Origin of the sequence: Olsenella profusa, from assembly GCF_016900315.1 — a bacterium.
Lineage (GTDB): Bacteria > Actinomycetota > Coriobacteriia > Coriobacteriales > Atopobiaceae > Thermophilibacter > Thermophilibacter profusus_A.
Map to the genome: position 1 here is coordinate 17197 of NZ_JACSNQ010000001.1, position 21028 is coordinate 38224.

The following is a 21028-nucleotide window of genomic DNA, read 5'->3' on the forward strand; positions in this document are numbered from 1 at the left end:
GTCAAGCGCGTCGTTACCATGCGCTTATAGCGAACATGCGCCGGATATGGGCGCCTCCGTCAGGTGCACTCCTCAGGAGCACCTCTCAGGTGCACCGCTCAGGTGCACCGCCAAGAGCGCTCAGGTGCACTCCCTGGGTGCATTCCACAGGCGTACTCCTCAAGTGCACCGCCGAGAGCGCCAATCTTGCGTTAAGTGCACCGAGATTGACGTATTTCTCGTCAAGTGCACTGGGGGTCGGGTGCACTTGAGGAGTGCACTTAGGCAGTGGGGTACACCTGAGGCGTGCGCTTGGGCAGTCCGGCGCACCTGGCGAGTGCACTTAAGCAGCCGGGTGCGCCAAAGCAGCCAGGTGCACCTGAACGACCTGACACACGTGCGGAGTGCATAATGGGGGAGCAGGAAAGCCCGCGACCGTGAGGAGACCATGAGCGAAGCCCAGAAGACCTCGGAGAGAATCCACTCGCTCGACGGGCTGCGCGGCGTGGCGAGCCTTGCCGTCCTGCTTCTGCACGTGGCGATGATGCTCGAGCTCTGGGGGCCGGACGGCCCGTACCCCCTCGTTCCGGGGACGCCGGCGGTCGTCGTGTTCTTTGTGCTCTCGGGCGTGGTGCTCTCGCTCGGGCCGCTCGCGCGCCTGCGCTCGGGGCGCGCCTACGACTGGCTCGCGTACTACCCGCGCCGCGTGGTCCGACTCTGCGCGCCGCTCTTCGTGGCCATCGCGCTCGGCGTCCTGGCCGGCTACGTCGCCTGGCACATGGGCTCGATGTCGCGCTCGGCCACGGCAATCGACTTCCCCGGCGGGCCCGAGCGCGTCGTGCACGACCTCCTTATGCAGTTTGACCTGCTCTTCTTTGTCTCTGACGACACGCGCACGATCTTTGGCGAGCCCCTCGTGCGCGTGGACTCGCCCGTGTGGTCGATGGGCTGGGAGCTCTGGTTCTCCCTTACGCTGCCGCTGGCGATCGCCTGTCTCACGCGGGTGCGCCGGGACGGCGCGGCGGCGCTCGCCATTCTTGCGGGAATCTTCGTGTCGTACTGGTGCGGGTACTTTCCGCTGCGCCTGTGCCTGACGTTCTGGCTCGGCGTGATCGTGGCCAAGCACCTCCCGGAGCTGTCTCGCGTGCGGCTAGCCCCGGCGGCAGAGCTTGCGGCCCTGCTGGCTGCACTCGGGGCCATCGAGCTCGCGCAGGCGTCGGCGGCGGGGCTCCTTGGCCCACTGGACGCACTTGCGAGCGCCGCGCTCTCGACGCTCATGAACGTGGCATGTGCGGGGCTCGTGGTGCTTGCCGTGACCGACGGCATCATGCGGCGTGCCCTCTCCACGCGGCCCGCGCGCTTTCTTGGCAGCGTGTCGTTTTCCCTCTACCTCACGCACGCTATCGTGATCGGCGGGCTCGAGGCGGTGCTGCCACGCTTGGGCGTCACGGCGCCGCTCGTGCAGGCAGGAGCGGCCGTGGTGGTGAGCCTTGCCTTCGGAACCCTCTTCTGGCGCGTGGTGGAGCGCCCGAGCATCGGCCTCTCGCGACGAGTGGGTGCCTCCCTTGCAGCACCGTCCGTCACGCGTCCCGGTGAGAAGAGCAAGCAGGGCGAGAAGAACGTATAGAACGCAGGGCGAGAAGAACCTCTCACAGACATAAAGAAGGGCCCGGCGGCACCTGCCGCCGGGCCCCACGTACGGGCGTCCTGGTTCTTCTCGCCGTTGAGCGCGTCTTGGCTAGTCGTCGCTCTTCTTGATCCAGGAGAACATCGAGCGGATCTTCTCGCCGGTCTTCTCGATCGGGTGGCTGTTGATCTCCTCGCGCTTTTCGAGCAGCCACTTGTGGCCGTTGTTGCAGTCGTCGACGAACTCCTGCGCGAAGGAGCCGTCCTGGATGCGGGCGAGGATCTCCTTCATGGCCGCGCGGCTCTGCTCGTTGATGACCTTGGGACCGGCGTAGTACTCACCGTACTCGGCGGTGTTGGAGATCGAGTAGTTCATGAAGTGGATGCCGCTCTCGTACATGAGGTCGACGATCATCTTCATCTCGTGGTAGACCTCGAAGTAGGCGAGCTCCTCGGGGTAGCCCGCCTCGGTCAGGGTCTCGAAGCCGGCCTTCACGAGCTCGACGAGGCCGCCGCAGAGCACCGCCTGCTCACCGAAGAGGTCCTCCTCGGTCTCCTCCTTGAAGGTGGCCTTGATGATGCCGGAGCGGGCGCCGCCGACGCCCCAGCAGTAGGAGAGCACGATGTCCCAGGCGTCGCCGGTGGCGTCCTGGTAGACGCAGGCGAGGTCGGGCACGCCGGAGCCCTCGGTGTACTGGCGGCGCACGATGTGGCCCGGGCCCTTGGGCGCGCACATGATGACGTTGACGTCCTCGGGGGCCTTGATGTAGCCGTAGTGGATGTTGAAGCCGTGCGCGAAGGCGAGGGTGTCGCCGGCCTTGAGGTGGTCCTTGATGTGCTCCTCGTAGACCTTGGGCTGGGTCTCGTCGGGGACGAGCATCATGATGACGTCGGCCTCCTCGGCGGCGTCGTCCATGCTCATGACCTTGAGGCCGGCCTCGCGGGCCTTCTCGGCGCTCTTGCTGCCCTCGCGCAGGCCAACGCGGACGTCGCAGCCGGAGTCCATGAGGTTGAGCGCGTGGGCGTGGCCCTGGGAGCCGTAGCCGATGATGGCGATCTTCTTGCCCTGGATGACGCTCGGGTCCACGTCCTTCTCGTAGTAGATGGTGACGGCCATGTTCTTCTCCTTTGCTTGCCGCTTGTATCTATGGGAACCGCCGGGCGAGACGCCCGTCGGGTGGTGCCTGGTGCATGATACGAAGGGACTGTCCCTTCGTATCACTGGGAGCCGCGGGCCATGGCAATCTTGCCGGTGCGCGTGAGCTGCTTGATGCCGTAAGCGCGCAGCAGGTCCTCCATGGCGTCGAGCTTGCTCGAGGCGCCGGTGGCCTCGACGGTGAGGGTGTTCTTGCCCACGTCGACGACCTTGGCGCGGAAGACGTTGGCGATCTCGATGATCTCGTGCCGGCGTTCGGGCGTGCTCTGCACCTTGAAGAGCACGAGCTCGCGCTCGACGGCGTCCTCGTAGGTGAGGTCGGAGATCTTGTAGACCGAGACGAGCTTGTGGAGCTGCTTGGTGATCTGCTCGAAGCCGATCTCGTCGGCCTCCACGATGATCGTCATGCGGGAGAGGCTTGCGTCCTCGGTGGGGGCCACCGTGAGGGACGCGATGTTGAAGCCGCGGCGGCTGATGTGCCCGGTGACGCGGGAGAGCACACCCGGCTTGTTCTCAACGAGCACGGAGAGCAGGTAGTTCATGACTCGTCAACTCCTTCGTGGGACGGCTTCACGCGCGGCCGGCCCTTCTCGCCGAAGCCCTTCTCGGTGACGCGGACGCCGCCGAGGGTAACGTCGAGGGCGCCGATGATGTCGTCGATCGGGGCTCCGGGGGCGACCATCGGGTAGACGGTCTGCTCGGCGGGGATGCGCACGTCAAGCAGGTAGGGCTCGTCGGAGGCGAGCATCTCGTCGAGCGCGGCGTCGACCTCCTCGGGGCGGGTGATGCGCGTCGCGCGCCAGCCATAGGCATCGGCGAGCTTCACGAAGTCGGGGTTGTCCGCGAGCTCGGTGAACGAGAAGCGGTCGTGGTAGAAGAGGTGCTGCCACTGGTGGACCATGCCGAGCGCGCGGTTGTCGATGATGAGCACCTTGACGTTGACCCCGTTGATCTTGGCCGTGGCCATCTCCTGGCTGTTCATCTGGAAGGAGCCGTCGCCGGCTACGCAGACCACCTGGTCCTCGGGGCAGCCGATCTTGGCGCCGATGGCGGCCGGGAACCCGAAGCCCATGGTGCCCAGGCCGCCGGAGCTGATGAAGGTGCGTGCGTGCTCGCGGTGGATGTTCTGGTGCGCCCACATCTGGTGCTGGCCTACCTCGGTGGTGACGATCGAGGCCTCGGGGTCGAGCTTGTCGGAGAGCTTGGAGAGGACGACCTCCGGGGCGATCTTGTCCGGGTAGTCGGCGAAGTCCGCCGTGTAGAACGGCCAGCGGTCGCGCCACGAGAAGACCTCGGCGGTCCACTCGTCGCAGGCCGGGGTGGTGCCCATCTTGTCCAGGCGCTCGTTGAGGGCGGCGAGCACGGACTTGGCGTCGCCGACGATGGGTACGGTGGGCTGGATGATCTTGCCGATCTCCGCCGGGTCGATGTCGATGTGGATGACCTTGGCGTGCGGCGCGAACTCGTCCACCTTGCCGGTCACGCGGTCGGAGAAGCGCGCGCCCACGGCCACGAGCAGGTCGCACTCGGTGACGGCCATGTTGGCGTACTTGGAGCCATGCATGCCAACCGGGCCCAGGTTGAGCGGGTTGGAGCAGCGCATGGCGCCCTTGCCCATGAGGGTGGTGACCACGGGGATGTTCATGCGCTCGGCGAGCCCGGTGAGCTCGGGGCAGGCGTGGCTGGAGACGATGCCGCCGCCGGCCATGATGAGCGGCCGTCGCGCCTCGGCGATAAGGGCCGCGGCCTGCTTGACCTGCTTGGCGTTGCCCTTGTAGGTGGGGCGGTAGCTCGCGATGCTCACGGTGTCGGGGTAGTGGAAGACCATCTCGGCGCCCGAGAGGTCGCTCGGGATGTCGATGAGCACGGGGCCGGGGCGCCCGGTGGAGGCGATGTAGAAGGCCTCGCGGAAGGTGCGGGTGAGGTCGTCGGTGGACTGGAGCAGGAAGCTGTGCTTGACGATGGGCATCGTGATGCCCACGATGTCGGACTCCTGGAAGGCGTCGGTGCCGATGACGCCGCGCGTGACCTGGCCCGTGATGATCACAAGCGGCACGGAGTCCATGTAGGCCGTGGCGATGCCCGTGACCGTGTTGGTGGCGCCCGGGCCGCTTGTGACCAGGACCACGCCGACCTTGCCCGTGGCGCGGGCGTAGCCGTCGGCCATGTGGGTGGCGCCCTGCTCGTGGCGGGCGAGGATGTGACGGATCTTCTTGGAGTCGTAGAGGGCGTCGTAGATCTTGATTGCCTGGCCACCGGGGTAGCCGAAGATCGTGTCCACCCCCTCGGCCTCGAGGCTGGCGATGATGGCCTGCGCCCCGGTCATGGTCTTGCCCTCGTGCTCGGTGTGGCTGCCCGGGCCGAGCGGGTGCCCCTCGATGGCGCGCCGCCGCCGGGCGACCTTCTCCTCGGTGGTCATCATGAGAGGTATGCCCCCTTGTCTGCGCTCGTGACGAGCCTCGCGTAGCGCGAGAGCACGCCGGTGGTGTACTTGGGCGCGGGCGGCTGCCACGCGGCGCGGCGGCGTGCGAGCTCGTCGTCCGGCACGTCGAGCGTGAGCGTGCCGGCCTGGATGTCGATGGAGATGGTGTCGCCCTCGTGCACCAGGGCTATGGGGCCGCCGGCCGCGGCCTCCGGGGAGACGTGGCCGATGCAGGGGCCCTTGGAGGCGCCGGAGAAGCGCCCGTCGGTGATCAGGGCCACCGAGGTGGCGAGCCCCATGCCGCAGATGGCGCTCGTGGGCGTGAGCATCTCGCGCATGCCCGGGCCGCCGGCCGGGCCCTCGTAGCGGATGACCACCACGTCGCCCGGGTTTATCGCCCCGCCGAAGATGGCCTCGCAGGCGGCCTCCTCGGAGTCGAAGACGCGGGCCGGGCCCGAGTGCTGCCACATGGACGGGTCCACGGCGCTCTTCTTGACCACGCCGCAGTCCGGCGCGAGGTTGCCGCGGACGACCTTGAGACCTCCGTCGGGGGAGTAGGCGTTGTCCACGCTGCGCACGATCTCGCCGTCGGGCGCGGGGCACGCGGCGACCCACTTGGCCATGGTGCCGTGGCAGGTCACGGCCGTGAGGTCGAGATGCCCGGTGCGGCCGAGCTCGCCGATGATGGCCGAGACGCCGCCGACGTCGTTCAGGTCCTGGATGTGGAGCGGGCCGGCCGGCGCGATTCGCACGATGTTGGGGGTCTCGGCGGAGGCGCGGTCCCAGTCCTCCATGGTGACGGGGCAGCCGGCCGCCTGCGCGATGGCCGTGAGGTGCAGCATCGTGTTGGTGGAGCCGCCGAAGGCCATGTCGAGCACCATGCCGTTGTGGATGGCGGCCGGCGTGAGGATGTCGCGCGCGCAGAGGTTCTTCTCGACGAGCTCCATGACCTTCATGCCGGCGTGCTTGGCCAGGCGGATGCGCTCGGCGTAGACGGCCGGCACGGTCCCGTTGCCGGGAAGGGCGATGCCGAGGGCCTCGGCCAGGCAGCAGATGGAGTTGGCGGTGAACATGCCCGAGCAGCTGCCGCAGGTGGGGCAGGCGGTCTTCTCGAGCCAGGAGCACTCCTCCTCGGTCATGGTGCCGGCGGTGACCTGGCCCACGGCGTCGAAGAGGGAGTTGAGGTCGGTCTGCTCGCCGTGGCGGCCGCGGCCGGCGAGCATGGGGCCGCCGGATACGAGGACCGTGGGGATGTTCAGGCGCGCCGCGGCGATGAGCATGCCGGGGACGATCTTGTCGCAGGAGGGGATCAGGACCATCGCGTCGAACTGGTGGCCCTGGATGGCGCACTCGACGCTGTCGGCGATGACCTCGCGGCTGACGAGGCTGTAGTGCATTCCCTCGTGGTTCATGGCGATGCCGTCGCATACGCCGATGGTGTTGACCTGCAGTGGGGTGCCGCCGGCCATGCGCACGCCGGCCTTGACGGCGTCGGCGATCTGCTGGAGGTGGAGGTGTCCGGGGATGACCTCGTTCTGGGCGGAGACCACGGCGACGAGCGGGCGGTCGAGCTCCTCGTCGGTGAGGCCGTCGGCCGCAAGCAGGCTCCGGTGGGGGGCGCGTGCCAGGCCCCGCTTGATGGCATCGCTTCTCAGCTGCACGTTGTTGCCTCGCTTTCCCTCGAAGGTTCGCAGGTGGCGAGAAATACGGCGTGGGCGATGCCCTTGACGGCGGGTGCCGGCGCGCGGTACTGGTCGGCGGGCGCGGCAGGGGGGTGGCCCGGCGCGCGAGCGAGGTTCACGCGAGCTGCTCGAGGGAGTGTTCGGGGCCGTCCGCCGCGGGTTCTCACGCTGCCCGCTCGCTGGGGGACGGATGCGGCCCGTACTTGCCCTGTCGTCGCATTTGCTCAGTGCGCGCTACTCTACGCGCGGTGTGTTTCGGAAACGTAATCACCCGCGAACGGGCAGATTTCCCCCACCAGCGGTGAGACATTGGGGACAGGTTCATTTGTCTCATTCAAGTTTTGTTCATCTGCCTGGCCGGGTGCCGTTTGGGGTAGGAGGTTAGCTACATCCTGGCGGCGTTACGAGGGGGGGGCGGCGATGGTGCGCGTGGCTCGGCAGGTCTCCGGCTCTGGCTACTATCACGTTGTCCTGCGGGGAAGCGGGCGGCAGGTCATCTTCGAGGACGACGCCGACCGCCGCGCCTTTCTTCTCGCCGCGCAGCGCTGCCTCGTGGGGGCCGGCGTCGCCGTGGTCGCCTGGTGCCTCATGGACAACCACGCCCACCTCATCGTTCGCGACGACGCCGATTGCCTGAGCGGGGCGGTCCATCGGCTCGCGACGACCTACGCCCGCCGCTACAACGTTCGGACCGGTCACGTTGGCCACGTGTTCCAGGAGCGTTTCCGCAGCTCGCCGATCGAGGACGAGGCCTACCTGCTCGAGGCCGTTCGCTACGTTCACAACAATCCCGAGAAGGCGGGCGTGTGCCGCGCGGAGGAGTACCCATGGAGCAGCTACCCCGACTACCGGGGCCGTCCGCACGAGGAGCTCGCGGTGGAGCGTGACGTCGTACTGGGGCTCCTCGGCGGCGAGGAGGGGTTCGCCGAGTTCTGCCGCGCCTCCGCCGGGCCGTACCGGCCGCCGTCGGGCGCCCGGCTGGACGATGGGGAGGCGCTGGAGGCCGCCCGCCGCGTGCTCGGGGAGGTCACGCTCGCCGAGGTGCAGACGCTGCCGCCGGCCCGGCGAAACGCGCTGCTGCGCGCCCTGCGGGACGAGGGGCTCTCGGTCAGGCAGGTGGAGCGCCTGACGGGCGTGGGGAGAAACATCGTGGCCCGTGCGTGAGCGGTCGACGCGCGGCGGGCACGGCGTGCGCCGTGGGGGCGTCGCGCGGTGCCGCGGCGTGTGAGCTTCGGGCGCGTGAGCTCCGCAGAGACCGGGCCCTGCGGGGCATGAGCATCAGATATTCAATGAGACAAAAGAACCTGTCCCCAATGTCTCCCAATGAGACAAAAGAACCTGTCCCCAATGTCTCACAGCGAGGTCTGGACAAGGGTGGGCGAGAAGCCCGCGGCCTCGAGGGCGTCCACGATCTCGCGCTTGTGGTCGGTGCCGAAGGCCTCGATCGTCACGCGCAGCTCCACGGCGGCGTTTCGGTTGGTGCTCACGAACTGGTTGTGCTCCAGCTTGATGACGTTGCCGTTCTTCTCGGCGATGACGCTCGCCACCTTGACGAGCATGCCGGGGCGGTCGGGCAGGAGCACGCTCACGGTGAAGATGCGGTCGCGCTGGATGAGGCCGTGCTGGACCACCGAGCTCATCGTGATGACGTCCATGTTGCCGCCGGAGAGGATCGCCACCACGCGCTTGTTCTCGGCGGGCAGGTGCTTCAGGGCGGCCACGGTGAGAAGCCCCGAGTTCTCCACGATCATCTTGTGGTTCTCCACCATGTCGAGGAACGCCACTATGAGCTCCTCGTCCGGGACGCAGATGACGTCGTCGAGGTTGGCCTGGAGGTACGGGAAGACCTGGTCTCCGCACTCCAGCACCGCGGTGCCGTCGGCGATGGTGTTGGCGCTCGGCAGCTTCACGGGGTGTCCCGCCTCGAGCGCCGCCGTGAGGCACGCCGCCCCCGCGGGCTCCACGCCGATCACGCGGATCTTGGGGTTGTAGAGCTTGGCGAAGGTGGAGACGCCGCAGGCCAGGCCGCCTCCACCCACCGGCACGAGGATCGTATCCACAAGTGGCAGCTCCTGCACGACCTCCATGGCGATTGTGCCCTGGCCGGTGGCCACCGTCGGGTCGTTGAACGGGTGGATGAACGTGTAGCCGTTCTTCTCGGCGAGCTCGAGGGCGTGGTCGCAGGCCTCGTCGTAGACGTCGCCGTAGAGGACCACCTCGGCGCCGTAGTGCTTGGTGCGCTCCACCTTGATGAGCGGCGTGGTCTCGGGCATCACCACCACCGAGCGGGCGCCGGCGCGCGTGGCGGCAAAGGCCACGCCCTGCGCGTGGTTGCCGGCGCTGGCCGTGATGATGCCGCGGGAGAGCTCGTCGGGGGAGAGGCGGGAGATCTTGTAGTAGGCGCCGCGGACCTTGTAGGCGCCGGTGCGCTGGAGGTTCTCCGGCTTGAGCCAGACGCGGTTGCCCGTTGCGGCCGAGAAGTACGGGCTCTCCACGAGCTTGGTCTCAAGGGTGACCTCGCGGACCTTCTCGGAGGCCTCCTCGAAGGCCTCGAGCGTGAGCATCTCTGCCATGACGTGCTCCTTTGCTAGTTGGTGACGGCGCGTGAAGCGACGCGCGCGGTTTGCCTATAGTAATCCTTGCCGCGCCCCGCCGGCGCGCACAACCGTGTCGCGCCGCGCCGCCAGCACCCGTCCTCCCGGCGAGGGCCCGCGTCCCGCGCGGCGCCGCAGACGAAGGGAGCCCCATGACAAGCAACGAGCGCACCCCGCTCTTCCAGATCCACGAGGCGAGCGTGGTGCGCGCCGGCAAGACCATCCTGCACGTGGGGGACTTCCGCCTCGCCGAGGGCGAGCACGTGGCGCTGCTCGGCCCCAACGGCGCGGGCAAGTCCACGTTCATCCAGCTGCTCACCCGCGAGGTCTTCCCCGTGTGGCGCGAGGAGCCGCCCGTGCGCTTCCGCGGCGCCGCCCGCCCCGAGCTCGCCGAGGTCAAGCGCACGCTCGGCATCGTGAGCTCCACGATGCACGACCAGGTGCGCGTTCACCTGCCGGTGGCCGACATCGTCACGGGCGGGCTCTTCGGCACCCTCGGCCTCCCGCTGCACGGGGAGGTGACGCCCGCGGACCGCGCGCTTGCGATGGACGCGCTCGGGCGCCTCGGGATCGCCGAGCTTGCCGAGCGCGACGTGATGACGCTCTCCACCGGCCAGGTCCGCCGCGTCCTCGTGGCCCGCGAGCTCGTGCGCGACCCGCAGGTCCTCATCTTCGACGAGCCGTGCACCGGGCTCGACCCCGAGGGCATGTACCACGTGCGCAAGACCATGGGGACGCTCGCCGCCGAGGGGCGCTCGGTGGTGCTCGTGACACACTACCCCGAGGACATCATCCCCGCCATCAGGCGCGTGCTGCTCATCAAGGACGGAGAGGTCTTCGCCGACGGCCCCAAGGAGCGCCTGCTCACGAGCGAGGTCATGAGCGAGCTCTTCGGCGTGCCGCTCGTGGTGGGGGCCTCCGATGGCTGGTACTCGCTGCGCGGGTCCTACGCGTGATACGAAGGGGCGGTCCCCTCGCGTCGTGAAGGGGCGATCCCCTCGCGTCATCGCGGCGCGGGCGAGAAGAACCTCTGCGCCGGACGTCGGCCATGCCGAGGGGCCGTGTGGGCGCGGGGCGCGCGGACTTCCGGATTGGCGCTTGACAGCCGCGCGGGCCGCTGCCACAATATCCAACGCGCGATGCGCCTGGGGACGTAGCTCAGCTGGGAGAGCGCTGCCTTCGCAAGGCAGAGGCCGGGGGTTCGAATCCCCTCGTCTCCACCAGGTATGTTCGGGGCCGTCCCTCGGGGCGGCCCTTTTGCGTGCACGGTCCTTCTCGCCACGCGGCGTTGCGGTTTCGCCGCGGCTCGGCCGCAGATGCCTCCGTTAGAAATTGCGGAACCCCATGGCTGGAAACCGCGGAACCCCGCTGTTAGTAATTTCGGGACCTTTGGTTCGCGAGGGCAAAAGACGGTGCCGTTCCTAACCAAATGAGGGCCAAACGGCATAAGATGCGGCGATTCCTAACGGCGGCGGCGAAGCGGCGCGGCGGCGAAGCGGCGCGGTGACAGGGCGGCGCAACGACGTAAACGGCGCGGCCCACGGTGAGAAGAACCGTGCGCCCGCGGCCTCGCGGCACAAAAAAGCCGTCCCCTGCGGTGCGATAATGAACCCACCTCTCATAAGGTGGGTGTCCCCATCGCGCGTTCCGGCTTTCCCAGCAACGGGGAATCTCCGTACTGAACACGAGATATCGGACTCCCTAGTAACGCTTGTCGGTTCACCCAGTTTGCCCGCAGGGGAACGACACCTCAACTATATCCGAGCCACCTGCGAAAACCAGTCTTGACTTGCGGGTTCTTCTCCGCAAGAGTTGGCGTAGACGTGCGTGCGCGCCCGTCCCGCACGGCCTCCCCACAACCCCGGGAGCACCCTCCCTCGCAGCTGCCCTTTCCGCTATCATGGACGCAACCGTGTAGTGCGAGCGAGGCAAGGGGAGGAGCAAGGTGGTACCGAACTGGATACCCTACCTGTGTCTCTTTGTCGCGTCGCTCGTCGTCGCCCTTCTCGCCACGCCGCTCGCCCGAAAGATTGCCGTGGCCGTGGACGCCGTGGACTACCCCAGCGCGCGTCGCATCAACACCAAGCCCGTCCCGCGCATGGGCGGAATCGCCATCTTCCTGGGGATTGTGGCCGCCTTCGCGGTGCAGTACCTGGGCACCACCTACCTCGGCTGGCCGGCGGTGCTTGTGCCCTCCCCCAAGATGCAGATTGACTACTGGCTGCTGGTCTGCGCCTTCCTCGTCGTCTTCTTCACGGGCCTGCTCGACGACTACCTCTCCCTCAAGCCCCTCCAGAAGCTCGCTGGGCAGGTCGTGGCGGCCGTCCTCGCCGTGTCCGGGGGGCTTGTGATCGGGGACATCTCCAACCCCTTCGCCCCGGGGTTCGTGAGCCTGGGCTGGCTCGCGTACCCCATCACGGTGGTCTACCTCGTCTCCTACAGCAACATCATCAACCTCATAGACGGGCTGGACGGCCTGGCCGCCGGCATCTCCGCCATCGCGAGCCTCACGATGTTCGCCCTCTCGGTCCTTGCCGGCCGGCTGGACGCGGCGGCCCTCTCCATTGCCGTGGCGGGCTCCTCGCTCGGCTTCCTTCGTTACAACTTCCACCCCGCCTCCATCTTCATGGGGGACTCCGGCGCGCTCACGCTGGGCTTCGCCCTCGGCGTCTCATCGCTGCTCTCGGTGACGCGCATCGCCGGACTCACCACGATCATCGTGCCGCTCGTCATCGCCGCGGTACCCATCATCGACACCTTCTCCGCCATCGTGCGGCGCCTGCGCGGCCACGTGAGCATCGGTCACGCAGACCGCGGCCACATCCACCACCGCCTCATGGCGGAGGGCTTCGACCAACGCCAGGCAGCTCTGCTCATGTACGGGTGGACGGCGCTTCTGTGCGTGGGCTCGCTCGTCATGACGCAGGTGAACACCCTGCCACGCATCGCGATCTTCTGCGTCCTGCTGGCGGTCTCGATGCTGCTGGCTCGCCACCTGCACCTCTTCGAGCCGGTGCTGCTGCACCACTATGACCCCAAGACGGGGGAGGACGAGCTCGTGACGCCTGCCGACGACGCCTTCGAGGAGGAGGCCGAGCGCCAGCTCCACGAGCACGGGCATCACGCGCGCGCCCATCGCCGCCGGCGTCGCTCCCGCCGAGGGGGCGGCCGCTCGTGAGCGTCCCGCACGGCGAGAAGGACCTGGCGTCGTTTGCCGCCTACGAGTCCTGCGAGCTCTGCCCGCGCCGCTGCGGCGCGCGGCGGCTGGAGGGGGCGCGCGGCGTCTGTGGCATGTCCTCCGAGCTCATGGTGGCGCGCTCGGCCCTGCACTTCTGGGAGGAGCCCCCGATCTCCGGCGAGGCCGGCTCGGGTGCGATCTTCTTCTCGGGGTGCCCGCTGCGCTGTGTCTTCTGCCAGAACCACGAGATCTCGAGCGGCGGCTTCGGCCTGCCCGTGAGCGCGGCGCGCCTTGCCGAGATGATGCTCGAGCTCCAGGGGCAGGGCGCGCTCAACGTGAACCTCGTCACGCCGTCCCACTTCTCGCCGCACGTGCGCGAGGCGGTGCTCATGGCCCGCGAGGCCGGGCTCAGCGTGCCCGTGGTCTGCAACACCTCCGGCTACGAGACCGTCGAGGGCGTCCGCGCGCTCGCCGAGGTGGTGGACGTGTGGCTCACCGACTTCAAGTACGCCTCGCCCGAGCTCGCTGGGAGGCTCTCCGGCGCCCCGGACTACCCGGAGGTGGCCGCCGCAGCGCTCGAGGATATGCTGGCCGCGGTGCGCGCCGCCGGCGGGCCCGCCACGGGCGAGGACGGGCGGATGCTCAGGGGTACCGTCGTGCGCCACCTGGTGCTGCCCGGCCAGGCGGAGGACTCCTGCGCGGTGCTCGACCGCGTGTGGGAGATCGCCGGGAACGAGGCGGACCTCTCCGTCATGAACCAGTACACGCCCAACGAGCGCTGCCGCCGCGCGGGCGGGGAGCTCTCCCACGGCGTCTCCGAGGAGGAGTACGAGCTCGTGCTCTGCCACGCCGACGACCTGGGCTTCGAGCGAATCTGGTGGCAGGAGGGCGGGACCGTCTCGGAGAGCTTCGTGCCGGCCTTCGACGCCACCGGCGTGGCCGGCCCCGAGCTGCGCGCGGGCCGCCCGTCCGGGCGCAACGCCGCTCCCTCCGACGGCGCGCCGGCCCCCGCGAGCGGCTTCGACGTCGACGGCGCGCCGGCCCCCGCGAGCGGCCCCGTTTCCGACCGCGCGTCGCAAGGGGTATAACAGTAGGAACTGCCGTACCGGACGACGGAGGACCCATGGAGGACAGATCAGGCCTCACCGACGAGGAGCGCGCCGAGCTCGAGCAGCTGCGCGCCGAGAAGGCCGCCCGCGAGAGCGCCGCGCGCGACGCCGCAGAGCGCGCCGAGCTGGAGCGGCTGCGTGCGCAGCGGGCCGCAAGCGAGCAGGAGCGCGCCGTCGAGGAGCGCGACGCCGCAGCGCGCGAGCGGGGCCGCAGGCTGATGCAGCCCGACGAGGATCTCCGCATGCCCCTCGGCCAGAAGATCGTCATTCTCGCCGTGGTGGGCGTGGTCGCCGTGTGGCTGCTCGCCACGGTCCTCGGATAGGAGGAGCCATGTCCCTCACCGACCGCACCAAGCCCACCGACGTCAGCCTCAACACCGACCTCTACGAGCTCACGATGGCCCAGGGGTTCTGGGAGAGCGGGCTCACGGGCACCGAGGCATGCTTTAACGCCTTCTTCCGCGACAACCCCTTCGACGGCGGCTACGCCGTGTGCTGCGGCACCGGGCAGCTCGCCGACCTGGTGGAGAACTTCGTTTTCGAGGACGACGACATCGACTACCTCGCCGGGCTCGAGGCCCCCGGCGGCGGCCCCATGTTCAAGCCCGCCTTCCTGGAGTACCTGCGCGACCACCGCCTCGACCTCACGATCCACGCCGTGCCCGAGGGCCAGCTCGTCTTTGGCCGCGAGCCGATGGTGCGCGTGGAGGGCCCGATCATCGACTGCCAGCTCGTGGAGACGGCCCTGCTCAACCTCGTGAACTTCCAGACCCTCGTGGCCACCAAGACCGCCCGCGTGGTGCGCGCGGCGGAGGGCCGCCCGGTCTCCGACTTCGGCCTGCGTCGCGCCCAGGGCCCCGACGGCGGCCTCGCGGTGGCGCGCGCCTCCTACATCGCCGGCGCGAGCTCCACCTCCAACGTGCTCGCCGGCAAGATCTACGGGATCCCGGTCTTCGGGACGCACGCCCACTCCTGGGTCATGGCCTTCCCGAGCGAGCTGGAGGCCTTCCGCGCCTTTGCGAAGTCGAGCCCCAAGAACTGCGTGCTGCTGCTCGACACCTACGACGTGCGCCAAGGCATCGTCAACGCCATCACCGTGGCCAAGGAGATGGAGGACGCCGGCGAGCGGCTCTCCGCGGTGCGCCTTGACTCCGGCGACCTCGCGCGCCTCTCCAAGGAGGCCCGCGCGGCCTTCGACGAGGCGGGGCTGCACTACGTCAAGATTTCCGTCTCCAACGACCTCGACGAGCTCACGATCCAGTCCCTGCTCGCCCAGGGCGCGCCGATCGACTCCTTCGGCGTGGGCACCAAGCTCGCCACGTGCGACCCGCAGCCCTCGCTCGGCGGCGTCTACAAGCTCTCCGCAACGCGTCCCGGCCCGGACGCCCCCTGGACGCCGGTGATCAAGCTCTCCGAGCAGTCCTACAAGCGGACCGTGCCGGGCGTGCAGCACGTGCTGCGCCACTACGACGCCTCGGGCTGCCCGGTGGCCGACATGATCGTGGTGGACTCGGTGGCCGGTCCCGCCCCGGCGCGCGAGATGGTCGACATCCTCGACCCCTACGTCACTCACCGCCTCTCCGGCAATCCGGAGGAGCTGCTCGTGGAGATGGTGCGCCACGGCCGGCGCGTCGGCGGGCCGGAGGGCATCGAGGCCGCCCGTGCGCGCTGCAAGGACGCCCTCATGCGCCTCGACCCGGCGGTCGCGCGCTTCCTCAACCCGCAGACCTACCCGGTGGGCCTGGAGCCCGGCCTCGCCGACCTGCGCAGCCGCCTGGCCCGCGAGGAGCGCGCCGACTCCGGCCGCCCCACGGCGTAGGCCCTGCCGCCGCGCGTCACGGCCCCGCCCCGCTCTGCTACACTCGACCGGTTGGACACGCTGCCGCGCCGTGGGCGCGGAGGAGGGGAGACGCCATGCCCGAGAAGATCGAGGAGCTCGTCCGAGCCGCCATCGCCGCCGCGCAGGAGGCCGGCGACCTGCCTGAGTTCGAGGTGAGCGACCTCGGTCTCGAGCGACCGGCCGACCCCGTGAACGGCGACTGGAGCTCCACGGTCGCCCTGCGCTCGGCAAAGCTCGCCCACCGCGCCCCGCGCCAGATCGCCGAGGCCATCGTCGCGCACCTCGTCGACGACCCCGCCCTCGCGCGCGTCGAGGTGGCGGGCCCCGGCTTCGTGAACTTCTACCTCGCCACCGCCTCGGCCAACGAGGTCTTCCGCACGGTCCGCACGCAGGGCGAGAACTACGCCCGCTCCGAGCTCGGCGCCGGGACCAAGGTCCAGGTGGAGTTCGTCTCCGCCAACCCCGTGGGCCCGCTGCACATCGGCCACGGCCGTTGGGCCGCCCTCGGCGACTCGCTCTGCCGCGTGCTGGAGCACGCCGGCTTTGACGTGGAGCGCGAGTACTACATCAACGACCACGGCTCCCAGATGGACGTGTTCGGCCACTCCATCTCGATGCGCTACCGGCAGCTCCTCGACGTGATGGACGAGCGCGGCTGCGACCTTTCCGCCGCGCGCGACGCGATCCTGGCCGACCGCGCCGCCTACGTTGCCGACGAGCAGGACGAGCACCCGGAGACCCACCCGCTCACCGACGCCTTCAACGAGGCCCTGGGCGGCAACGCCTACGGCGGCGACTACATCGTCGACCTCGCCGTGCGCTTCGTCGAGGAGGACGGGCCGCGCTGGCTCGCCTCCGAGGAGGACGAGCGCATGGCCGAGTTCCGCGAGCGCGCCTACCGGTGGATGCTCGACTCCATCCGCGAGACCTGCCACAACGCCCGCTGCGACTTCGACGTGTGGTTCTCCGAGCGCAGCCTCTACGAGAAGGACGAGAGCGGCACCTCAGCGGTGGACCGCGCCCTCGCCGCCCTCGACGAGCTCGGCCACCTCTACCGCGACGAGGCGGGCGCGCTGTGGTTCCGCTCCACCACCTTCGGCGACGACAAGGACCGCGTCCTCATCAAGACCAACGGCGAGTACACCTACTTCGCCTCCGACGTGGCCTACCACTGGAACAAGTTCCAGCGCGTCGACCACGTGATCGACATCTGGGGCGCCGACCACCACGGCTACATCAAGCGCGTGGCGTCGGTCTGCGAGGCGCTCGGCTACCCCACGCAGTTCGAGGTCCTTCTCGGCCAGCTCGTGAACCTGCTGCGCGACGGCCAGCCGGTGCGCATGTCCAAGCGCAAGGGCACTATGGTCACCTTCGACGAGCTGCTCGAGGAGGTGGGCGCCGACGCCACGCGCTACACGCTCATCTCCAAGAGCTCCAACCAGATGATTGACTTCGACATCGAGCAGGCCAAGCGCCAGGACAACACCAACCCCGTCTACTACGTGCAGTACGCGCACGCCCGCATCTGCTCGATCCTGCGCCGCGGCGCCGGCGTCACCCTCGAGGAGGCCGCCGAGCTCGGCATGGACGAGGTCGCCGAGCGCGCGGTGGGGCAGATCTACGACCTCGGCCTGCTCATCGACCCCGCCGAGGCCGCGCTCGCTCGCAAGCTCGGCGAGCTGCCGGGCCTGGTGGAGAGCTGCGCGCGCGACCGCGCCCCGTTCCGCCTCACGCACTACGCCGAGGAGCTCGCGGCCGAGTTCCACTCCTTCTACGCGGCCTGCCAGGTGCTCCCCGGCAAGGGCCGCCCGCTCGACGAGGCGCTCTCCCACGCGCGCCTGGCCGCGGTGGACGCCACGCGCCGCGTGCTCGCGCTCACGCTCGGCCTCATCGGCGTCTCTGCGCCCCAGAGCATGTAGCCGACACATCCCGCCCGAAGGTCCAGGGACGGCGAGAAGGACGACGTCGTGCGCGTCCTTCTCGCCGCTTTCTTTGCGTCGGCGCTGCGCCCTTGTATACAAACTCAGAAATTGTGTACGATTTTTTTAAATCACTCAATTTCTTTGCGCGGTGGGCCGCGCCGTCGGCTATACTGCGGCCAGATAAAGGAAGCAGCCTTACGACGCTGGCTTGCTGGCAATCATTGGACCTCAGAAGAACAGGGGCAGGGGCAGTGGACCTCAAGGAATTCATGTCCGTCAGAAGGGCGTACAACACGGTGCGCCAGATGGTCGAGGCTAAGGAGCGGCTCACCTTCGAGGAGTTCGCCATCCTCTGCCGCCTCTCGGAGGTCTCCGAGCCGGTCAAGACCTCGGCCATAGCCGAGTACCAGGGCGCCCTGCGTCCGACGATGACGCACCGGACCAACCACCTTGCCAGCCTTGGGCTCATCGACCGCACCGAGGGCGAGGTCGACCGTCGCAACGTGGTCTGCTCCATCTCCGACGCGGGCCGTGAGCGCGTGGCCGAGCTTGCCGCGCTCACGCGCGCCCAGATCCCCACAGGTCGGGCGCTCTCCCGCACCTCCCCGGAGCGCATCGTCAAGTACGTCGACGCCATGGGCGCGCTCTTCTGCAAGGCCGGCGACCTCGTGCTCCTTGGTCTCTACTGCTCCGAGGAGCCCACGATGACGATCATGCAGATCGTCGACGCCCTTGGGTTGCTGCAGCCGACGGTCTCCATGTCCGTCTCCTCGCTTGGCGAGCGCGGCCTGGTCGAGCGTAGCCGCGAGGCCGAGGGCAGCCACACCACGAGCGTCTCGCTCACGGCAGCCGGGGTCGAGTGCGCTCGCGAGGTTGCTGAAAAGATCGAGGCCCTCGTCGTCCGCCGGAGGCTTCGCTCGGCGAACTAGCCTCACTGCCCGTCGAGCCCCAGCTCGCGTGGCATGGCGGCAATGTGCTATAGTGCATGGGCGGCCACCGGGGCAGATGCCTGCGGGGTCGCCCAAGTTCTTATGCGAGCAGAGTGCTCGGACACGTCGCGCCATACAAGGTACGGTCCCTGAGGGGACGGCTGCCCCGAGGGGGCGTTGCGCGCGTGCGACAAACGAGAGGTAGACATATATGCCGGACGATGTGACCACCGCTCCCGCCCCGTCCGAGGGGCAGGCCAAGCCCGTCGAGCAGGCGCCCGCACCGGCGGACGCCGCGCCTGCCGACGCGCCCGCGGCGCCCAAGCCGCGTCGCCGCCGCCGGACGAAGGCCGAGATGGAGGCTGCCCGCGCCGCCGAGGCCGCTGCCAAGGCGGCCGCCGAGGCGGCTGGCGAGCCGTGGCCGCCCAAGCGCCGCCGTGGCCGCCCGCGCAAGAGCGAGCAGGCCGCCGCGGCTCAGACAGGCGAGGCTGCCGCGGAGCAGCCGGCCGACGGCACACGACCCGTTGACGCCGGCGCCGCCGCGTCCGTCAACGAGACCCCCGCGCCCGCGGCCCCCAAGCGCCGCCGCGGCCGCCCGCGCAAGAGCGAGCAGGCCGCCGCGCAGTCAGACGCCGAGGCGGCCACCCCGGCCGACGAGATGACGCGTGCCACGCAGGAGGCGACCAAGGCCAGCTCCGAGCCCGGTGATGCGCCCGTCCAGACGCTTGCCGCGGCAGACGCTGCCCCCGCGCAGCAGCCCGAGCCCGGCCATGGCGGCCGCAAGCGCCGTCACCCCGGCGACCACTCCGGCCAGCAGCAGGGCGGCAAGGGCGGCAACGGCAACGGCCAGCAGCAGGGCCGCCACCAGAACGGCCAGGGCCGCCGACGCAACCGCCGGCAGGACTTCTCCGCCGAGCCCTCCCTCACGCGCGACGAGCTCTCCGCCATGAAGGTCGCCGAGCTGCGCGCCAAGGCCTCCGAGCTCGGCGTGGAGTACGCGGGCGTACGCAAGGGCGACCTCGTGGAGGCGGTCTACGTGGCCGCCGCGGCCGCGGAGGGCTTCCGTCCCGTCGAGGGCATCCTCGAGATCGGCAACGAGGGCTACGGCTGGGTCCGCACCGGCAACTACATGGAGGGCGACGACGACGCCTTCGTGCACCAGCAGCTCATCCGCTCGCTCGGCCTGCGTCCGGGCGACCGCGTGGCCGGCACCGTGGGCCCGGGCCGCGCCGGCAGCAAATACCCGCCCCTCCAGAGCGTGAGCTCGGTCAACGGCCGTGCTCCCGAGGAGATGAAGGGCCGCCCGCGCTTCCGCGACCTCACCCCCGTCTATCCCAACGAGCGCCTGGTCATGGAATGTGGCAAGACCTCGATCACTGGCCGTGCCATCGACCTGGTGAGCCCGATCGGCAAGGGCCAGCGCGGCCTTATCGTGAGCCCGCCCAAGGCCGGCAAGACCACCGTGCTCAAGAAGATCTGCCAGTCCATCGCCCACAACAACCCTGAGGTGCACCTCTTCTGCCTGCTGGTGGACGAGCGCCCCGAGGAGGTCACGGACATGGAGCGCTCCATCAGGGGCGAGGTCGTGGCCTCCACCTTCGACATGCCGGCAGACAACCACACCCACGTCTCCGAGCTCGTGATCGAGCACGCCAAGCGCCTCGTGGAGCTCGGCGAGGACGTCGTGGTGGTGCTCGACTCCATCACGCGCCTCGCACGCGCCTACAACCTCGCGCAGCCCGCCTCGGGTCGTATCCTCTCGGGCGGCGTCGACTCCGCGGCGCTCTACCCGCCCAAGAAGTTCCTCGGCGCGGCCCGCAACATCGAGAACGGCGGCTCGCTCACGATCATCGCCTCTGCGCTCGTCGACACCGGCTCCAAGATGGACGAGGTCATCTTCGAGGAGTTCAAGGGCACCGGCAACATGGAGCTCAAGCTGGACCGCGACCTCGCCGACAAGCGCATCTTCCCGGCCATCGACCCGGTGGCCTCCGGCACCCGAAACGAGGACCTGCTCATCGAGGCCGACTACCAGCCCCTGGTCTGGGGCCTGCGCCGCGTGCTCGCCAACATGAACAACGTGGAGCGCGCCGCAAACGCCCTGGTCAAGGGCCTCAAGGAGACGGACTCCAACCGCGACTTCCTCATCCGCAGCGCCAAGAAGGCCGCACAGACCGGATACGTCGCCTAGCGGCTGCGGCCTGCGCTTCGCGGTCTGTCATAGCGAGCCTTCGGGCGGCGTCGTCTGTGCGGACGGCGCCGCCCTTCTCGTTTGTGCGCTTGTTCGCTCGCTCGACCTGCGCCCCGGCCCGCCCGCGCTGCGTTTCTTGCACCCCGCTCTGCTCGCTCGCCCTTCTCGCCCCCCGTTCGCCCGCGCCGCGCTCTTCTCGCATCGCGCTTTGAAATGCGGACCTCTTTCGGCCGGGTGCTTTGAAATGCGGACCTCTTTCGGCCGGGTGCTTTGGGATGCGGGCCGCTTTCGGCTGCCCGCTTTGAAAACCGAGGTGGTTGTGCCTGAGGCCGCCTGTTTGGCGGGCTTTTGTGTCGGATTGAGTGCGACAGGTCAGGTTTTCAAAGCGCCGCCGTGTCCG

15 protein-coding genes and 1 tRNA gene are annotated in these 21028 nt (G+C 69.2%); 11 read left to right on the forward strand and 5 right to left on the reverse strand.

The features are described from left to right. The first annotated feature begins 427 nt into the window (after positions 1–427). Positions 428–1606, forward strand: a complete 1179-nt coding sequence (locus H9X80_RS00075; RefSeq protein WP_204792317.1) for an acyltransferase family protein — start codon at positions 428–430, stop codon at positions 1604–1606. Positions 1607–1717: 111 nt separating this feature from the next. Here H9X80_RS00075 and ilvC read toward each other — a convergent pair whose 3' ends face one another. From ilvC to ilvD, 4 genes are read right to left on the reverse strand one after another with little or no spacing between them, the layout of a single operon-like run. Next, the gene (ilvC, locus tag H9X80_RS00080) at positions 1718–2827 is read right to left on the reverse strand and encodes a ketol-acid reductoisomerase (protein ID WP_342590829.1); all 1110 of its coding nucleotides are present in this window, start codon (positions 2825–2827) and stop codon (positions 1718–1720) included. Continuing rightward, positions 2824–3303 carry an acetolactate synthase small subunit gene (gene ilvN / locus H9X80_RS00085; protein WP_204792319.1) on the reverse strand — a complete coding sequence of 160 codons (480 nt, stop codon included), beginning with the start codon at positions 3301–3303 and terminating at the stop codon, positions 2824–2826. The genes ilvC and ilvN overlap by 4 nt, the downstream gene beginning before the upstream one ends. Continuing rightward, positions 3300–5183, reverse strand: coding sequence for a biosynthetic-type acetolactate synthase large subunit (ilvB, locus tag H9X80_RS00090; RefSeq protein WP_204792320.1), 1884 nt, complete (start codon positions 5181–5183; stop codon positions 3300–3302). The genes ilvN and ilvB overlap by 4 nt, the downstream gene beginning before the upstream one ends. Continuing rightward, on the reverse strand, positions 5180–6844 hold the full coding sequence (gene ilvD, locus H9X80_RS00095) for a dihydroxy-acid dehydratase (protein ID WP_342590830.1): 1665 nt from the start codon (positions 6842–6844) through the stop codon (positions 5180–5182). Before ilvD ends, ilvB begins: the two co-directional genes overlap by 4 nt. 441 nt (positions 6845–7285) lie before the next feature. Here ilvD and H9X80_RS00100 point away from each other — a divergent pair, with 441 nt between their 5' ends. After that, complete coding sequence (locus H9X80_RS00100) at positions 7286–8029, forward strand: transposase (RefSeq protein WP_204792321.1); 744 nt, start codon at positions 7286–7288, stop codon at positions 8027–8029. A gap of 188 nt (positions 8030–8217) precedes the next feature. Here the strand turns inward: H9X80_RS00100 and ilvA are convergent, their stop codons facing one another. Further along, positions 8218–9438: a threonine ammonia-lyase gene (gene ilvA / locus H9X80_RS00105; RefSeq protein ID WP_204792322.1), complete on the reverse strand. Its 1221-nt coding sequence runs from the start codon at positions 9436–9438 to the stop codon at positions 8218–8220. A gap of 173 nt (positions 9439–9611) precedes the next feature. Between ilvA and H9X80_RS00110 the strand changes: the two genes are divergently transcribed. The 9 genes from H9X80_RS00110 (at position 9612) to rho (ending at position 20628) form a co-directional block, all read left to right on the forward strand. Then, positions 9612–10415, forward strand: coding sequence for an ABC transporter ATP-binding protein (locus tag H9X80_RS00110; protein WP_204792323.1), 804 nt, complete (start codon positions 9612–9614; stop codon positions 10413–10415). A gap of 191 nt (positions 10416–10606) precedes the next feature. Continuing rightward, positions 10607–10682 (forward strand) — tRNA-Ala (locus H9X80_RS00115). Positions 10683–11404: 722 nt separating this feature from the next. Continuing rightward, positions 11405–12637, forward strand: a complete 1233-nt coding sequence (locus tag H9X80_RS00120) for an MraY family glycosyltransferase (RefSeq protein ID WP_204792324.1) — start codon at positions 11405–11407, stop codon at positions 12635–12637. After that, a complete protein-coding gene (locus H9X80_RS00125; RefSeq protein WP_342590831.1) occupies positions 12634–13725 on the forward strand; it encodes a radical SAM protein in 1092 nt (363 codons plus the stop codon). The genes H9X80_RS00120 and H9X80_RS00125 overlap by 4 nt, the downstream gene beginning before the upstream one ends. Positions 13726–13760: 35 nt before the next feature. Continuing rightward, positions 13761–14069 (forward strand): hypothetical protein, encoded by a 309-nt coding sequence (locus H9X80_RS00130; RefSeq protein ID WP_204792325.1) that lies wholly within the window; start codon positions 13761–13763, stop codon positions 14067–14069. Between the two features lie 8 nt (positions 14070–14077). Continuing rightward, positions 14078–15565 (forward strand): nicotinate phosphoribosyltransferase, encoded by a 1488-nt coding sequence (locus H9X80_RS00135; protein ID WP_204792326.1) that lies wholly within the window; start codon positions 14078–14080, stop codon positions 15563–15565. Between the two features lie 95 nt (positions 15566–15660). Then, positions 15661–17505 carry an arginine--tRNA ligase gene (argS, locus tag H9X80_RS00140; protein ID WP_204792327.1) on the forward strand — a complete coding sequence of 615 codons (1845 nt, stop codon included), beginning with the start codon at positions 15661–15663 and terminating at the stop codon, positions 17503–17505. Between the two features lie 272 nt (positions 17506–17777). Further along, positions 17778–18437: a MarR family transcriptional regulator gene (locus tag H9X80_RS00145; RefSeq protein ID WP_239471396.1), complete on the forward strand. Its 660-nt coding sequence runs from the start codon at positions 17778–17780 to the stop codon at positions 18435–18437. A gap of 211 nt (positions 18438–18648) precedes the next feature. Beyond that, positions 18649–20628, forward strand: a complete 1980-nt coding sequence (gene rho / locus H9X80_RS00150) for a transcription termination factor Rho (RefSeq protein WP_204792329.1) — start codon at positions 18649–18651, stop codon at positions 20626–20628. Positions 20629–21028 lie beyond the last annotated feature (400 nt).

Coding starts and splice junctions, on each gene's coding strand:
- ilvA (WP_204792322.1), bottom strand. CDS start 9,438: ATGGCAGAGATGCTCACGCTCGAGGCCTTCGAGGAGGCCTCCGAGAAG.
- ilvN (WP_204792319.1), bottom strand. CDS start 3,303: ATGAACTACCTGCTCTCCGTGCTCGTTGAGAACAAGCCGGGTGTGCTC.
- H9X80_RS00110 (WP_204792323.1), top strand. CDS start 9,612: ATGACAAGCAACGAGCGCACCCCGCTCTTCCAGATCCACGAGGCGAGC.
- rho (WP_204792329.1), top strand. CDS start 18,649: ATGCCGGACGATGTGACCACCGCTCCCGCCCCGTCCGAGGGGCAGGCC.
- ilvB (WP_204792320.1), bottom strand. CDS start 5,183: ATGATGACCACCGAGGAGAAGGTCGCCCGGCGGCGGCGCGCCATCGAG.
- H9X80_RS00145 (WP_239471396.1), top strand. CDS start 17,778: ATGTCCGTCAGAAGGGCGTACAACACGGTGCGCCAGATGGTCGAGGCT.
- H9X80_RS00100 (WP_204792321.1), top strand. CDS start 7,286: ATGGTGCGCGTGGCTCGGCAGGTCTCCGGCTCTGGCTACTATCACGTT.
- H9X80_RS00130 (WP_204792325.1), top strand. CDS start 13,761: ATGGAGGACAGATCAGGCCTCACCGACGAGGAGCGCGCCGAGCTCGAG.
- argS (WP_204792327.1), top strand. CDS start 15,661: ATGCCCGAGAAGATCGAGGAGCTCGTCCGAGCCGCCATCGCCGCCGCG.
- H9X80_RS00075 (WP_204792317.1), top strand. CDS start 428: ATGAGCGAAGCCCAGAAGACCTCGGAGAGAATCCACTCGCTCGACGGG.
- H9X80_RS00135 (WP_204792326.1), top strand. CDS start 14,078: ATGTCCCTCACCGACCGCACCAAGCCCACCGACGTCAGCCTCAACACC.